Below are 19,849 nucleotides of genomic sequence, written 5' to 3'. Positions count from 1 at the left end.
TCTTATCTATATAGTGTAAAGTGACCCATTATTTTCTTCTCTTCACCTGATAATTCATTATAATAAATAGTATACCAGTAATCTCCAGATGGTAAAGGTTTTCCTTCATATAAACCATCCCATCCTTGTTGAACTCCTTGGAAGTTTTGAATCTTTCTCGCATACCTATCATAAATAAATACTCTTAAGTTATGATAATCTTCTACTTCTAAAGGATACCAATAATCATTTACTCCATCTCCGTCTGGTGTAAATATATTAGGAACTTTTATTGTAACATATACTCCTCTAACTGTTAATGTTAATTCACATCCTCTAGCATCTCTTACTGTAATAGTATAATCTTTAGTTTGTAAGATTGTAAATTCATTATCACTTCCCTTATCTACCCCATCAACGGTAAAGTTATATGGTGGTAAACCAAAGTTTACATTAGCTATCAACTTGTTCTTTTGAGAATCATCAATAGTCATAGTCAAGGCTTGTATATCTTGAATATCTATTGGATTACTTGTTGAATTCTCAGAACATGCTGTTGCTGTATGAGTTGCCGTTACTGTGTATCCATTACCAGCTGCAACATCTATAAACTCTCCAGTTGTATTTGTTGTAACTGCGGCTCCACTTCCGTCATATAACGTATAAGACATCGAATTCTTATACTTATCATCAACAATTGCTTTGATAATATTTCCTGAAGGACATGTATACTCAAAATCAACTGTTAACCTTAAGTCTACAGGTTCAGCTGTAGTTAAAGGCGATAATGATTTTGGAGCACATCCTCCTCCACTATCTCTTACACTTATTACATAAAGTGTATTTCCTACAATTCCTTCTGCACTACCTAATGTAATTTGGTTTTGAGAAAATGGTGTCGCAATCTCAACATTATTTATACTAATAAAATAAGGCTGTGTTCCTCCTTGAACATCTACTGTAATTGTAGGTGTTGGATCATTTAAACATGTTTGCTCTGTTACATTAACCAATCCTATATTTAATTCTGTTGGTTCGGTAATTATAACTTGTATTGGAGCTAATGGACATCCTATTACATCTTTAATAGTTATCATATATACTCCAGCAGATAAGTTTTCAAATACATTATTCTTCACGTACTTATCAGCAGGGAATTCTGGTCTATCTGGTACAGCTGTAATATTGTACTCATAATCTCCATTTCCATCAAAAGCGTTAACAGTAATAGATCCTGTATTACCACCAAAACACGTTACATGAGTTGGAATTGCATTACCACTTAATGGTAATGGTTCAGTTATTTGATGCTCTGCAGTTTCTGTTGTACAAACATCTCCTGCTGCATTTGTACTTCTTACTGCTATCTTATAGATACCAACATTTAATCCTCCAAATGAGTTTGATTGTTGCCATCCACTTATTACTGCGTTTGCATTATCTAATAACTGATATTCATAATTACCTAAACCTCCAGTAACATTTGCAGATAATACGGCATTACTATCTCCGTTACATGTTATGATTGCTGCACTTGTATCTAAATTAGCAACTAATGCTACATAAGGATCAATAGTTATTGTAGTTGGATCAGAAATACATAATTGATTATCTCTTACATAGAACTGATGCTCTCCTGATCCTACATTAAATATTGGATTGTTAACGAAGTTAATACCATCATTACTATACATATATGGACCATTACCTCCAGATCCTGTTACTTCAACAGAAGCTTGTGGTCTGTTACAAGTAATATCTGCTGTAATATTAGCTGTTGCTGTTGCTTCAGTTGGATCAACGATATTAATTGGTCCTACTCTTCCATCACAAGAATAACCATCTGATATAATCACCGAGTATCCATTACCTGCAGGTAAATTATTGAATATTGGTGATGTCTGACTTGTTGTTCTTGTACCATCTGGTAACTCTAATACATAAGTATATGTTAACGGTGCCGCTTGTAATTGACCTCCTGCTACACCTGTTACCTCAATTGTCGCTGTACTTTCTCCACTACAATTATTAGGAGTAACTGTAAATGCACCCGTAATTGTTGTTCCTGCATCTAATTGGAACGTTACTACTTCTGTACAATTGTTAGCATCTCTAACTGTTGCTTGATAATTACCTGCTGTTAAACCTGTAATAGCATCATTATTATTGTATGCTTGAACTGTTGCTCCAGTTGTTAAATTAACTAACTCATATTCATAAACTCCCCAACCTCCTTGTGCTGTTAATTTAACTTCACCTGAATCAGCTTGGTTACACTTTAAGTATGTCAACGCATGTGCTAATGTTAAATCATTTGCTGGCTGATCTATTGTAAAGTTCGCCGATCTAGCAGAACAGAAAGGTGAATTTGGCATAGTTATAACCGCATAGTAATTACCTGCTGGTAAATTATTAATTGTTGTGGTTACATTTCCTGTTCCATTTCCTGTTATTCCTGTTGTTGCTCCACCTGCTACATTAAATATTTCATAAGTATATATATCTGCATATGGTGTTACTGGGTTGAAACTCAAGTCAACACTTCCATTTCCTCCGAAACACGCTCTTTGGATATTATCTACAATCAATTCAAACTTTGGTGCATCTCCAACTATATGAGCTGTTGATAATATACATCCTGTTACTGGGTGAGTAATAGTTATTGTATAATTACCTGATGCTAATCCTGTAAATATTGCTGGATTTGTTGCTAATGGTACTACTTGTGTTGCTGTAAATCCTGTAGCTGCTCCTGTTATTGTATAACTTGCATTTGCTATATCTGGATTTATCTTAACTGTTATATCTTCTCCTGTATTACAATCGATAGCTTTTGTTACTGTGATTGTTGCATCAACTAATTTCTCAAATGGTTGTATTGTTCTAGTTACCGTAGCAATACATCCCTTGTCGTCAAAAATTGTTATTGACACACTACCTCCTGCTTCATTGGTAACTCCAAAACTAAATGATGTACTGTCTTGTGTTATATCATCAGTTGCATCTCCTGGCGTTCCATTATCGTATACAAATATTGCTCTTACATAATTTCCTGTTCCTCCAGTAATATTTCCTTTGTTAACAGTTACAGTTGCATTGTTCGTCGTGTTTCCTGTTGTACAGGCAAATTCTACTACTCCAACTGCTAATGAAAGATCTATCGTTGCATTCTCCGATATTGTTACTGTTCTTACTGTTTGACAACTATTGGTTCCTGTTCCTGTTATTGTATAAACAGCTGCAGGTAAATTTTCAAAAGTTTGACTCGCTGCATTAAGTGTTACTCCAGTCGCTGCTGCTGCAGGCACCGAACTTATCGTATATGTTAATGGTAATATTCCATTATCTGTTGCTGATAATTGGATTACTCCTGTTGCATCTCCATTACAAATATTATTCGTTGTTGCTACCGCTGTAAATGTTGGCTGCAATGCTGGCTGAATTACAATTGTTTTGCTTATTGAACAATCTGGGTTTGCCCCCGTATCTGTTATTGTTACTGTATAAGTATCAGCTACAGTTGGGTTAAATACTAATGGATTAACTCCACCTGTTGTTGTTTGAGCAACTAAGGTTCCACTTGCTGCTCCTACTACTTCATATTCATAAGTTCCTGAACCAGATAATATATTTAAGCTTACCGCTGCTGCTGGTGTTCCTGAACAATCTAACTTTTTAGTCTCTATTAATGAGAAATCTAAGTTTGGTGATATTGTTACATTCGTTGGTGTTCCTGCATCACAACTATTAGAATCTTTTACATTTACTACATATAAATCTCCACCTAGGTTAGTAAATGTATGTGTAGCTGATGTTGATGTGTGGGTAGCCACTACTGTTCCTCCAACTGTTAAACTATATACATAAGTTCCTGTTCCTCCTGTAGCATTTATAGTAATGCTTCCACCTGTACTTGAATCACAAACATTGTCATTATCTGTTACTCCAAAAGTTACTGGTGTTGGCACAGGTACGTTCACTGTAGCTTCGTTTAAACATCCATTCGCGTCTCTTACTCTAATTCTATAATCTCCTGATGCTAATCCTGTAAACACATTATTATTACTATATGTATAAGTACCTACAACTCCTCCTGCTAAGAATTCTAATTGGTAATCATAACTTCCCCAACCATTAGTACCTGTTGCTGTGATAGTTCCATCTGACCCTCCATTACAACTTACTGGTGGATTAACTACTCCGCTAACTCCTAATGCTCCTGCTGGTCCTTGAATTTCAAAGTTTGGAGATTGTACTGGACAGAATGGACTATCGGTCATCGTTACTGAAACATAATAGTTTCCTGCTCCTAATCCAGTTAATGACTCTACTACATTTCCTACTCCATTTCCTGTTATACCTGTTGTTACTCCTCCTACATTGAAAATTTCATATGTATAATTTCCTGTATATGGAGTACTTGTACTAAAGATTAACTCTGAACTTCCTGAAGTCGTTCCAAAACATGTTACATTTTGAATATTATCAATATCTAATGTAAATGTAGGTGCAGCTTCTACTATATGAGCTGTTGATAAGATACATCTTGTTACTGGGTGAGTAATAGTTATTGTATAGTTATCAGTTGCCAATCCTGTAAATGTTGCTGCATCTGTTGCTGTTGGTACTACTTGTGTTGCAGTAAATCCTGTACCTGCTCCTGTTATGGTATAACTTGCATTTGCTATATCTGGATTTATCTTAACTGTAATATTTTCTCCTGTAGCACAATCAATTGCTTTAGTCACTGTGATTGTTGCATCTATTAATCTTTCAAATGGTTGAATAGTTGCTCCTACTGTTCCTAAACATCCTTTGTCATCATATACATTTATTGTATAGTTTCCTCCTGCTTCATTTGTTGATGTATAAACGAAACTTCCACTATCTTGAAGAACTGTTCCTGTTCCTGCATCAATAAACACTGCTCTCACATAATTTGTTGTACCTCCTGTAATATTTCCTTTGTTGATAGTTATCGTTGCATTGTTTGTCGTATTTCCTGTTGTACATCCAAACTCTGCTACTGTTACTGCTCCTGAAACATCAATTATAGCATTATCCGATATCGTTACTGTTCTTACAGTTGGACAACTATTGGTTCCTGTTCCTGTTATTGTATAAACAGCTGCAGGTAAATTTTCAAAAGTTTGACTCGCTGCATTAAGTGTTACTCCAGTCGCTGCTGCTGCAGGCACCGAACTTATCGTATATGTTAATGGTAATATTCCATTATCTGTTGCTGTTAACTGAATTACTCCTGTTGCATCTCCATTACAAATATTATTTGTCGTTGCTACTGCTGTAAAATCTGGTCGTAACTCTGGTTGAACTACAATTGTTTTACTTATTGAACAATCTGGATTCGCTCCTGTATCAGTAACTGTTACTGTATAAGTATCTGCTACTGTTGGATTAAATACTAATGGGTTAACTCCACCTGTTGATGTTTGTGCTACTAACGTTCCACTTATTAACCCGACAACTTCATAGTCGTAAGTTCCTGAACCTGATAATATATTTAAACTTACAGATGCTGCTGGTGTTCCTGAACAATCTAACTTCTTAGTTTCTGTTAATGAGAAATCTAAGTTTGGTGATATTGTAACATTTGTTGGTGTTCCTGCATCACAACTATTAGAATCTTTTACATTAACTATATATAATGCATCTCCTAAGTTAGTAAATGTATGTGTAGCTGATGTTGATGTGTGAGTAGCTACAACTGTTGTACCAACTGTTAAACTATATACATAAGTTCCTGTTCCTCCTGTAGCATTTATAGTAATGCTTCCACCTGTACTTGAATCACAAACATTGTCATTATCTGTTACTCCAAAAGTTACTGGTGCAGGGGTTGGTATATTAATATCTTGAGATCTTGGACAACCATTTCCATCAGTAACTCTAATTCTATAGTCTCCTGGAGCTAAGCCTGTAAATACATTGTTATTACTATATGTATAACCTCCAATTACATTATTAGCTAAATCTTCTAATTGATATTGGTAACTTCCCCAACCTCCTGTTGCACTAGCTGTAATTGTTCCATCTGATCCGCCATTACAACTTACTGGTGGGTTTACTACTCCATTTACTAATAATGGATTTGCTGGCTCTTCAATTGTAAAGTTTGCTGACCTTGCTGTACAGAAAGGTGCTCCTGTTGAAGTTAATGTAGCAATTACATAATATTCTCCTGCTGCTAAATTAGCTATTGAAGAATTTCCTGTTAATCCATTAACCGTTCTTTCAATTGCATTTGTGGCTGCATGATATACTGTATAATTGTAATTTCCTGCATATGGTGTGGCTGGGTTAAAATCTAACAAAGCACTACCATCATCATTCATTTTACAGGTTTCATTAGTTACATCAGATATTAATATATCAAATTGTGGCGCTACTCCAACGGTATGGAAAGTTTCTAACTGACATCCTGTTGTAAGAGGAGGAGCTGCAATAGTTATTTTATAATCTCCTGTTGGTAAGTTATTAAAAATTCCTGTTGTGTTTGTTACTGCAGCATATACATTTCCATTAATTCCTTCAATAGTAATATTTGCAGCCATTGCCGCTACTGAGGTATAAGTAACTGTAATATCTTCACCTACTCCTGTATTACAAGGAATATCATTATCTACTGTTACTACTGGTGCACTAATTGCATTAAACTCTGTTATTGCTGTATTCACTATTGCTGAAGAACATCCTTTATCATCATATACGACAATAGTAACAGGTCCTCCAGAAGTGTTTGTAGTTGAAAAACTTAAACTAGCACTATCTTGAGTTTCTACCGCTCCTGTTGCTGGCGTATATGTAAATACTACTCTAGTGTATGTACCTGTTCCACCTGTTGTTCCACCTGGCAATGTTACTGTAGCTGTATTCACAACATTTCCTGTTGTACAAGCAAACTGAGTTACAACTGGTGCTGGTGGCACAATTGGATTTAAATCTCTAATTTCTACCGCAATAGACCTAGGGCAGCTATTTACAGTTGATGTACCCGTTATTGTATAATTACCTGCTGGTAAATTACTAAATACAACTCCTGCTGCTGAAGAAATTGTTCCTGCTGCTGCTGGATCTGGAGTAATAGTATAGTTTAATGGTAAAATTCCATTATCTATAGTAGTTACTGTAATTTCTCCTGTACTTGCTCCATCACAAATATCATTTACTGTAGGCGTTGCTGTAAAGTTAGGTTCTACTCTTGCTGCAATGTCTATTGTTTTTGTTACTGAACAATTTGGAGTTTCAGCTGTGTCATGTATTGTTACCGTATATGTTCCTGCTGTTGTTGGATTGAAAGTTAAAGGATTAGTTCCTAAAGCTGTTCTTGCAACTACTGCACTTGGCCCTGCTATTTCATATTCATAATTAGCTAATGCTGAACCTGAAGTTACATTAATTTCTACTGCTGCTTCTGGTGTACCAGAACAATCAATATTTTTAGTTTGAACTAATGTAAAATCTAATGGTGCTTGTATAGTTCTTACTACTGTAGGACTTGTACAACCATTCGCATCTTTTACTATTACATTATAACTTGCAGGAGTTAATCCTTCTGCTAAATATGTTGTATTAGTTGTAGGAGTACTATATGTTGTACCTCCATCTGTAGAGTATTGGTATGGTGGTGTTCCACTTCCTGCTGTAATTGTAATTGTTTTATTAGCATCACAACTATTAGGTACCGCTGCTACTGTAGGTGAAGGACTTAAGGTTATTGTTACAGGTCCTAAATTAGTAGTACATCCACTGCTATCTGTAACTAATACTTCTACATCTACTGAAGTTGCTCCAGCTGTATTAGCAGCTGTATTACTAACAGTAATTGTATTACCAGTTAATGTATGTGCAACTGCATTTCCTGCATTTCCTGTTTCATAAACAGTTGCTGCATAAGTATAACCTCCAAAACCTCCTAAAATATTTTCAATTCTAACAAGACCGTCAACATCACAAGTAATATTGTTAACAGCATTTAAAGTACCAGATATTGGTAAACCTTCATCAATTGTTACATCTAAACTTCCAAACTCACATACTGGTGGTCCTCCTGTTGTATTAGTTAATTGTATATAATAATCTCCTGCATCTAGCCCTCCTGTTGTAATAGTTAAACTTGTTTCTCCTACATTATTAGTCACTGCTGCACCAATATTCGTAACTGGATTTCTTTTATATAAAGTCCAATTAAAAGGAAGAATTAAATCTCCAGAAGTATTATCTATTGTAAAAGTTATTTCTCCGTTACTAGCTCCATTACATTGATTATTATTTACTGTACTTGAAATAGGTACAGATGGTGCAAATACATCGTAAATATTTTCTATGTTCTGCTTAATACAATCATCTGAAGGATCTCCAACCACTGCTCCTGCTGCATTCTCATTTAAATCAACAACATAGAAATCATAATTTAAACCAGGTATTAAACCTGTAAAAGTTCTTGTTCTATCTTGAGCTGGTGGTGTTGGACTTGTTGTATCAGGCGGTAACCATGCTCCAACTGGTACTGTTGGGTCATTTAGAATAAACCTAAAAGGACCAACTCCTCCTATTGCTTCAACGGTTACACTGAAACCTCCTACACAAGTTCCTGGATTAGTAACTGGATTAACTATCAGTCCTTCAACAGTGTATGGAACTTCATAAGCTCCAAGGCTTTCTATACAACGAACTGTTACTCCATCAGTATCTAATACTCTAATAACAGGATTTACTGTTGTACCTGAATTAATTCCTGTAAAACTATCTGAAGTTTGCCAAGTTGCTCCACCATCATCACTAAATTCTAATGTATATGGCGCTACAACTGGATACCCTGTAAATTGGAATCCAAAAAGCGCTTCATTTCCTGCAAAAGGTGTTCCACAAGTAGGCAATATTGGTGTTAGAGTTGCTGTTAATGCTGGTGGATTAGTTAATGTTACTGTTTCAGTATCAGAACATCCCAATGCATCAGTTATGGTGATTGTATAAGTTTCAGCTACTAAATTATTGAAACTCGTACTTGTTCCCGTGAAATTATTAACTGTAGTTACCGGACCTAAACCATTTGTTACAACTATTGTATGTGGTCCTTGTCCATTATTTATTTGTAAATCAATACTTCCTGTATCTCCATTACATGTAGGCTGATTCACAGTAACAGGTCTTACTATAGCTACATTTGGTATTTGATTTACTACGACATCTTCTATTATAAATTGACAATACGGAGCTGTTCCATTATTATCTCTTACATATACATCATATGTACCGTTTCCAGTTGCTATTGGATTTGTATTATTGAATGTTCCATCAGCTGGTTGTGCCGCATTTGCTGCTACTAAAGAAAACACATAACTACCTGCTCCTCCTGTAGGATTCACCAATATCTGTCCTGTATTACAACTTGCATCTGTAACTGTTGTTGTTGCTAATAATTGAGGGTTTATAATATGGTTATTGGTTGTTGTTGTACACCCTAAACCATCTTGTACAGTTACACTATAAGTTCCGTTTGTTAAACCTGTAAATGTATAAGTGTTAGTTGTCGATCCTTGTAAAGGTCCACCATTTAAACTAAACTGATAGTTACCTCCTCCTGAAGTAACTGTAACTACCAACTCTCCATTAGTTCCATTATAACATACTTGTGGTACAACATCGAACGCTACTGTTGATGGTGAATTTACGGTTACTGTTGTTGAAGACGTACAATTATTAGCGTCTTCTATATTAATAGTATAGGCTGTTCCACTTGCTGCAACTCCTGTAAAGACAGGTGATATTTGCCAAGCTCCTCCATTTATATTATATCTATATGGTGCTGTTCCTCCGGTTGGTGTAGCTTCAATTGTTGCTCCTGTTGGTGCTGCACAACTCGCTTCTTTTGTAATTGCTGCTGTAACTGATAAAACTGTAGGGTCTGCTAAAATTACAGTTCCTATTGTTCTAGTACATGCTGCTGGCGAACTATTATCTGGCCTTACCATTACAGTTTGACTTCCTGCTGATAAACCTGTTATTGTAAATGGGTTTGAAGTTGTAGTATTCCAGTTAGTTCCTCCATCTGTTGAATAATCAAAATTACCTGTAACGTTGATTGCTTCAATTGTAATTGTTCCATCATTTGAAGCATTACAATTATTTCCTGTACTAGCAGTAATTGTAGCATCAAAAGCATTATTTGGTTCTACATTTACTAAAACATCTGTTGTACAAGCACTTCCATAACCTACTGTTATTGTATGTGGACCTACTGCAACATTATTAAAAGTAGCGGTTGCTTGTGGAGCTCCACCGTCTAAACTATAAGTATAAGCTCCTGCTGGTGTTGGGATAATGGTTACATTTCCTGTTCCGTCACAATTATATACAATAGTTGGTATTCCAAAAGTTGGTGCAGTTGGTAATGGATCTATAACAACATTATTCAAGTCTAAGAAACAACCGTTTGCATCCACTACTCTTGTATTATAAGTACCTGCTGCTAAATTAGATACTGAAGTTCCTGTTACTTGTATGAATGGGTTTGGTAAAGGTGCTCCATTTACTCTATAAAAATACGTATATGCAGGAGTTCCTCCAGTTGGTGCTGTAAAAGTTATTCCTCCTAATATTGTACCTCCTGTTGCATTACATGCTAAATCTGTTTCAGCTGCCAATCCTCCTGCTAATGCAGTTGGTACAGTAATTATTTCTGTTGGGTATGGCATAGGAATATTACATCCATTTGCATCAGTTACAACAATCTCATAAGTACCTGAATTTAAACCTGTAAATGATACATTATTAGTATTTAAACCTGGTTGTGTTACCGTATATGTTCCTGTTGTACTATTGATTGTTGCACTAAATGGTGCTGTTCCATTTGATATAACAACATTTACTGTTCCAGTTTCACCATTACAATTTGGTTGAACCGCAGATGTAGTAATTGTTGGATCTGCAATCCTTTGAATTGTTACAGTTTCCATTACTTGACAAAAATCTGTTCCTCCATTTTTATCTTGTACATAAACATCCCATGTTCCTGCAGCAACATTTACAGGATTCGTTGTATTGAAATCTCCTGTCGTTACTGGTGTTCCACTTGTTACTACTGCAAATCTATAATTTGTATCTCCTCCTGTTGGGTTGATTGTAATTCGTCCTGTATTACAAGTCTCATCTACTAAGGTAGTTGTTAAACCTAATTGATCATTTAATATATGACTTGTTTGAGTCGATACACACCCTGATCCATCTCGTACATCTACTGTATATGTTTTTGGAGTTAATCCCGAGAATGTATAAGTTGTTGCTGTTGATGGAGTTGGTGTTTGCCATGGTCCTCCATCTAAACTAAATTGGTAATTACCATTTCCTTGTGCAACATTAACAATAATTTGTCCATTACTTCCATTATAACATTGCGTTACTGTAGCTGTATGCATAACAGTATCCGGTGCATTTACAGTAATTGTTGCATTACTAGTTGAAGCACAGTTTCTACTATCTCTTGCTGTAATAGTATAAGCTGTTCCACTTGCTGCTATTGCGGTGAACACTCCTGATGCTTGCCATGTGGTTCCTCCATCAATACTATATTCATACGGTGCTGTTCCTCCTGTAGCTACTGCTTCTATAGTTGCTCCTGTTGGTGCAGCACATGTTGCTGGTTTTGTAATTGTAGCTGTTACTCCTACTGCTGCTGGTTCTGAAATTGTTACTGTTCCTAAATTTAATGGACATGTTAACAATCCTACAGTAGCTCGTACTCGAATATCATGCGTAATATTATCTAATCCTGTAATTGTTACTGGGTTCACTGTTGTATTTACCCAGTTTGCTCCGCCGTCAATACTGTAATCATACGATGCTCCTCCATAATTTGAAGCATTTATAGTAATTGTTCCATTATCAGCATTATTACACGTACTATCTGTATTTCCTGTAATACTTGCTGTAAACTCTTGGCCTGCTGCTACATTTACAATAATATCTTCAGTACATGAGCTTCCATAATTTACTGTAAATGTATGTGAACCTACTGATACATTATTAAATACATTGCTCGCTTGCGCTGCTCCGCCATCTAAACTATAAGTATACGTTCCTACATTTGGTGTAATTGTTACATTTCCTGTCCCATCACAGTTGTATGCAATCAAACTTCCTAATGATGGTATCGCTGGTAATGGTACTATTGTGATACTTGGTAAAGTAAACTCACAATTATTTGCATCTCTTATTACTAATGCATAGGTAGCGTCAGTTAAGTTTGGTTTTATAGGATTATTAGAAAATACTCCATTGATTCCATATGTATATGGTGCTGTTCCTCCTGTTGGTGTTCCAAATGTTATAACTCCCTGTTGTACACATGTATAAGGTTGTGTTATACTTGCTGTTCCTGATAACGCATTTGGCGCTGCAACTATTACTGTTGGATATGGAGTAGGAATGTCACATCCATTGGCATCAGTTACAACAACCTGATAAGTATCTGAAGCTAATCCTGTAAAAGATACATTATTAGTGTTTAAACCTGCTTGTGTTGCTGTATATGCTCCTGTTGTACTATTGATTGTTGCACTAAATGGTGCTGTCCCATTTGATATAACAACATTTACTGTTCCAGTTTCACCATTACAATTTGGCTGAACAACAGATGTAGTAATTGTTGGATCTGCAATCCTTTGAATTGTTACAGTTTCCATTACTTGACAAAAATCTGTTCCTCCATTTTTATCTTGTACATAAACATCCCATGTTCCTGCAGCAACATTTACAGGATTCGTTGTATTGAAATCTCCTGACGTTACTGCTGTTCCACTTGTTACTACTGCAAATCGATAATTTGTATCTCCTCCTGTTGGATTAATTGTAATTCGGCCTGTATTACAAGTCTCATCTACTAAAGTAGTTGTTAAACCTAATTGATTATTTAATATATGACTTGTTTGAGTTGATACACAGCCTGCCCCATCTCGTACATCAACCGTATAAGTCTTAGGCGTTAATCCTGAGAATGTATAAGTTGTTGCTGTTGATGGTGTAGGTGTTTGCCATGGTCCTCCATCTAAGCTAAATTGGTAATCTCCATTTCCTTGTGTAACATTTACAACAATTTGTCCATTACTTCCATCATAACATTGCGTTACAGTACCTGTATGTGTTACCGTTTGCGGAGGATCTACTGTTACGCTTACTGGTACACAACTATTTTTTGCTATTGTTATTTGTACATTGTCAATTAAGTTACCTACACTTAAATTTCCTGTTGCTGTAGACACTGCTTCAAAAGCAATAATTGTAGTAGATTGCCCAGCTGGTACTATATATGTTCCAGAATATACTCCCCATGCAGAAGTACCATCTTTCATTGTTTCAACAATTGGTGCTGTAGCTAAATCTCCTCCAATTCTAACAGAAGCTTCATCTTCTCCAACTCTACCTCTATGTGCTACTGACCAATTAATTACATCTCCTGGTTCAGTACAATACTCTTGATATAAAGCTCCTGCATTTTTGGCATTTAATTCAGCTAAAGCAACTCCATCATGTGGTGTTACTCCTAAGAAATTATTATACCAAATTTCAATTCTATTTGAAGGATCTGTAGTATCCCATCCAGGTACATCATCTTCATTTCTCTGACGAAAGCCTTGAGTTGCTAATGCAGGTGATTCAAAACTACCATTCTCAAATAAGTTAGCTGTACAACCACACTCATTACAACTTCTACTATCACGTACCATTACAATGTAATCTGTTGCACTAGGTGCTACATTAGTAAATACCGGTGAGCTTTGCCAAGTGGCACCTCCATCTATACTAAATGTATAAGGTGGTGTTCCTCCTCCATTTGTTACAGCCGTAATTGTTGCTCCTGTACTTGCTCCTGTACAAACTGCAGCTTGTGTTACTGATGCAGATAATGTTAATTCTGGCGGTTCAGAAATTGTAACTGTACCTAAATCAACATCACAGTTTAACGCACCAGATGTTTCTCTTACAAATACATGATAAGTATCAGCTGCTAATCCAACAATTCTATATGGATTGTCTGCAGTAGATGACCATGTTGTTCCTCCATCTATAGAATAATCATAACTACCTCCTGTAAAATTATTTGCTGAAATTGTTATTGTTCCATTATCAGAACCATTACACTCACTATCTGTACTTCCAACTATACTTCCTGTAAATGCTTGACCTGAAGCAACATTCACTACGATATCTTCTGTACATGCACTTCCATAACTCACTGTAAATGTATGTGCTCCTACAGCTACATTATTAAACACATTACTCGATTGAGCTGTTCCTCCATCTAAACTATAGGTATAAGTTCCTACATTTGGTGTAATTGTTACATTGGCTGTTCCATCACAATTATAAACAATAGAACTAGCTAAAGTAGGTGCTGCTGGTAATGGAGCAATGACTACATCATTTAAATCTCTTGAACAACCATTAGCATCTTCTACTCTAGTATTATATATTCCTGCTGGCAAATTAGAAACTGTAGTTCCTGCTGCTGCATTAAAAGTAGCCGCACCAGCTAATCTATAATAATATGTATAAGCTCCTGTACCTCCTGAAGGTGCTGTAAATGTTAACGTTCCTAATACTGTAGCACCAGCAGTATTACAAGAAAGATCTGTTCCTGCTACACTTCCTCCAGCTAAAGCTGTTGGTTCATTAATAGCAATATTTGTAATTTCATAATTACACTGGTAACTTGTTTTTGAAGCTCTTATTCTTACTGTATAATTCGCATTTGCTGCCAAGTTATTGAAAACACCTGTGGTATTCCAATTAGTACCTCCGTCTAAACTATACTCAATTGGATTAAAACCTAAGTCACTTCCTACAACATTAACTTCTATTCTACCATCTGTTAAACCATTACATGAAATGTTTGTTGCCGTATGTGTAAACTGTAATGGTGCTTCTACATTTATAGTTACTGGCCCAGAAATTGTGGAACAGTTATTACTATCAACTACAAGGAAAGTATAAGTTCCTTCTTGACCATTTACAACATTATAAGTAGTATTTGTAAAATAATCTGTAGAAGGTATAGCTGCAATATTTGCATGTAAATTTACTCCATCTTTAGACCATACTGCAAATGAATAAGTATCTCCTGTGTTTAAAGTTCCTCCTGTAGCATTTAATGTTATAATTCCATCCGATGATCCATTTAAACATGAAATATCTTTGGTAGCTACTGCATTTAAATTAAGCTCTGCTGGTTCTACTATTGTTACCATCTGTGTAGCAGTACAATCAGCTGTTGAAACAGTAACTGTATAAACTCCTCCATCAGTTACATTAAATGTATGATCATTGGTAGCTACAGGTCCAAAAGTAGCTACTGTTGCTCCACCTTGTGTTAAGGTATACGTATAATCTCCTGGTACATTATTCGCTTGAATTCTTATCTGTGCTTGTTCATTAGCACACTGCATATTCGTTGTAATAACATCTAAATCTATAGTCTCTTCCTGAATATTTATTGCTGGGAATGTATATGTACAAGCTGCGGCAGAAGAACCTGCTAAACGGATAGATAAATTATAATCTCCAGGTTGTGTTACTGTAAATGTATTACCAGCTTGGAAAGGAGCATTAAATCCTCCAGGCCCCGTTAAACTATACTCGTATCCAACAGGAATGTTATTAATCGTAATATCAGCCGAAGCCCCACAAAGAATATCTTCTTTTACTATAGTAGGGTTTAAAGTAGCTTTGTATACATTGAAATAATAAGTTGTTGGACATAACCCATCGTATAATACTTCTAATTTATACTCACCTGCATCACTAAAAGTTCTTGATAAATCTGTTCCTAAATCATTCCAAGTACATGCTGAATTTACGTTTGCACATCCAGCAACTGTTTGGTCTGGACATGAGCTTTCATCTAATTGAAACCAACGTACTGTAGTTGCAGAACTAGATGTAAAAGGTAAATTTATTTGTCGTGTACTTCCATCTCCACATAAGTATATTTCTGCTAAAGGAAAACTATTACTCGGACATGAAGTTAAAATTTGATCTGCTGAAGCAGCTAATGGATTTGGTTGATTATTAAAAGCAACTACATTAATTGTTTCTGTACTATCAATACAACCTACTGGTGCTGTTTTCGTTACAACATAGGTACCAGCTTGAGTAACTGTTAATGTTTGACTTGTTCCTATCACTACTCCTGGATTATTTGCATTTACCCATGAATAAGAAGCAAAACCATTACCTGCAACTAAATCTAAATTACCCCCACATAAAACTTGATCTCTTTCAAAAGTACAACCAGAAGTATCTACTAAGAAATTTGAAGTTCCCACAATTCCAAAATTACAGGCATCAATTCCAGCAAAACTTGGTTCATTTATAACTCTTGGTGTTCCTCCTTCATCACTATCATAATTAGCAAAAGCCTGATTTTCTATCCTATTAGAACAAACATCTCTTAAATCGTTACAATTTGAAACTACCTGTACTTTTATTTTTATTTCATAAGCAGGATCTCCTTCTTCAACCATATTATCAGGTATGTTGAAACGTAATTCTCCTCTAAATCCGTTTCCTGCTGCTGGTGGTGTATATGTATAATTCGCTGCGGTTATCCCTGCAGGTAAAATTAAATCTGACTCTAATAAATCAACGTTTTTAGGTAATAAATCAACAATTTCTGTATTCAATGCATTATCGGTTCCTACATTTTGAAATCTTATTGTATAAAATAATTCATTACCTAAGCCTACTGGCGCACCTGAAATGTCATTTCCTGCTGCATCTTCAATAGTTTTAATCATTTGTATTTTAGGCTCAATAATTTCAACCGATAAAGCATTTAAAAAAGGCCAATATACATCTCCACTAGTAGTAAATCGTAAATTTGCACTGGTTTGATTATTTCCTATTAATACATTATTGTTATTCCTTACACTGTATAAATCAACATCAAAACCTAGTGTATTCTCACTATCAGGTGTTCTATCTGTTAAAAAGGCATCATTCTCACTTATAGAACCATTGAAAAAATTATATCTCCAATTCCCAGGACTTCCTGTTCTTGGATTTATGTTTGGTGTAAATTGATTAATGTACCAGCCGTTCGTATTTTGAATTTGAAAACTATCACCTGAAATACTTCTATCTCCTTCCAAAGCTCCCACTAAAACTTTTGCTCTTACTGGTCCTACAGGAATTGTTTTAAATCCAGAATATGAAATAGTTGCATTATTTGTTCCATCAATAGTAGAAAACCCATCAAAAATCGAAATATTTTTACTTGATACATTTTCATTTTCGTAAACAACTACTAAAGTCCAACCAGCAGCTCCACCTAAACCAAAAGGATCATCTCCTACTACCGCCTTTATATCTGCAGCATAATAATCTCCATTTGGATTTGTCCCTAAACCAGCAAGTAAACTTGTAACATCACTAACACAAACATATGGTCTTTGCGTAGTAGTTCCTTGGTCATAAATTCTTTGTCCTGTAATATTTCTATAATTTACATCCCCAGGTATTTTAAATTTAATTTGATCAAAATCATCATCTCTTGTTTCAAAACCAGACCATGTCTTATATGGATACACTCCACCCCAGTATAAATATGCATGCACTACTTTAGAACAAGCTGGTAAATTTAACCCTGCTCTTGAAGAAGAAAAAGTAGAAGGATCACCATCAATATCAATATAATCCATAAATAAACTTCCGTTAGAAGAATATCCATCATAAGATACGTTTGGTGTATTTGATCCAGACGATCTGCTTAATATATTATTAGCTATAAATGTAATATCACCTCTCAAATTGACACCACCAGTACCTAAACGATTTGTAAAGGTAACATCTGGTCTTGCGTTAAATTCTGTTGAAGTTCTATCTTCTTGATAATTTATTTTTTCTTGTGAAAACAGTAAACCTGTTTGCCAAAATATTATTATAATTAATAGTAATCTTTTCATCATAATAGGGGGAATTTAATTATTGGGGATAATTAGTGTACCTAAACTTTTATTATTTTACGTTTATTATAGATTTTCTATCATAAAAAGCGCCGTCTAAATTGCTTTCATACAATCGTATTGCTTCTTTTCGATCTTGGGTCTTCGCTATATATATATGCATATATCCTGTTGCTGGATTTATAAAATAACCAGCATCTATATTATCATTTCTTAATTCGTCTACATTTCTATCTGCCAACGATTTTTTAGAATTTACATAAACAACTATGTAATAACCAGGTTCTACACCTTTCATTTTAGCCATTGTACGTACTCTTGCTGGTGGTTGCTTTTTAGGTTCTTTATAACTATCTCCTTCTTTTCCAATAGTTAATTTCCTAATATATACACCATCCTTGCTATTCTTTTTTACCTTGATAGAAGATTCGTCATTCTTATCATTGTTTTTCTCAAAGAATCTTGTTCCTCCACCAAACTCTTTTTCTAATTTCTCTTCTGCATCTTCTTCTTTCGCAAATCGATCTAAGTAGACCCAATATATTTTTGATTTTGGGTCAAATATAGATTTCGCCTCATAACCTAATCTTGCCCATTTATCTATTAATGGTTGCACTCGTTCTTCATTTTTATACCTATCTGCAATAATGTAATACATCGTTCCTCCTCCACCTACGTGGGTTATTGTGCTTTGTCTCCATGGTTTATTAGACCTTCTTCTTAAAGAAGTGTCTTTTGCATCTGTTTTCTTAACTTGAGTTGGTGTATTAACTTTCACAGGTTCAGGCTGATTCTTCAATAAACGTAGAATTTGATCTACTTTTTTATTTAAAATATCTATAGAATCTTGTGCCTTTTGAATTTCATCCGATAAATCGTTGTGCTCTGGATTGTCATATTCTTGCTTTTTTGTACCTCTATTAGGTAAAGTAACTTTAACATTACCTCCTCTTCTGGTTGGACGATCTCTTCTAAAGTATTTTTTACCAAAATTGTATATCAATCCAATTTCATTAGTTGCGGCAAAATCACTCTTTTCATAAGTAAAACCGATAGCTAAACTTTCTGAAATATTTACTCCAACTCCTGCTGAAATACCGTATGTTTTATCATAACCAGCTTTTATCCATCCTGCTTTAGGTAAATCTAAAATAGCATTACCTCCAGCACTAAAGGTTCCTTCTCCTGGTTTTCTTGCTATTGCTAACACTCTTAAATCAGCTCCTTCGAAAATACCAGAAGCATAGGTAAATTCATGAGAATACATTGCATGGGCTGAATATGTTTTTTCACCAAAAGAAGTAGCCATCTCGCTACTTTTTAAATTAAAATCTACTAAGTTTTCAAAAAAGACACCTACATCAAATTTACCAAACGATAAGGTTACCGCTGGTTGGAAATTAACAATTGGTATATCTTGAAAATTTGCTACTTGCTTATCTGGCACAGCTGAATTTACTTTTAAAGCATTAGCACTTCTACGGCTATATAAAAAGTTAAATCCAAAAGTTAAATCCATATTATCGTTCAATTGTAAACGATGTGCATAATTTGCTAAGGCCCCAAAATCTTTAAAAACTCCTACTTCTTGTTGATAAATAGCTAATCCAGCTCCTACGTTCTCACGCATTTTACCAGAATAGGTCCCTAAATACAATCTTGGATTATCTTCAAAAGCTATATTACTATTTCGTACTATAGCTGTAATTGATGTTTTATTTTCTCTTAAAGCTGAAAAGGTAGGAACCGTTAAAAAACGATTAAACTTCATGAAATTTCTTGAAGTAAAACTATTGTATTCTTGCGCACTATTAGACATCTGCGCTTCTAACGAAAACGTAGTTACTAATATTAACGTGTATACTATGTATTTTTTAATCATCCCCATATAC

The 19,849-nt window shown here is 35.1% G+C and carries 2 protein-coding genes; both read right to left on the bottom strand.

The window, feature by feature from the left end; all coding sequences use genetic code 11:
* Positions 1-2: 2 nt before the first annotated feature.
* Positions 3-17,960 (bottom strand): T9SS type B sorting domain-containing protein, encoded by a 17,958-nt coding sequence (locus Q0958_RS10285; protein ID WP_299122675.1) that lies wholly within the window; start codon positions 17,958-17,960, stop codon positions 3-5.
* Positions 17,961-18,009: 49 nt separating this feature from the next.
* A complete protein-coding gene (locus tag Q0958_RS10280; protein WP_299122673.1) occupies positions 18,010-19,839 on the bottom strand; it encodes a PorP/SprF family type IX secretion system membrane protein in 1,830 nt (609 codons plus the stop codon).
* Between the last annotated feature and the right edge of the window lie 10 nt (positions 19,840-19,849).

It is taken from the genome of uncultured Tenacibaculum sp., assembly GCF_947499065.1.
Classification (GTDB): domain Bacteria; phylum Bacteroidota; class Bacteroidia; order Flavobacteriales; family Flavobacteriaceae; genus Polaribacter.
This window is presented reverse-complemented; position numbering and strand designations above follow the sequence as displayed.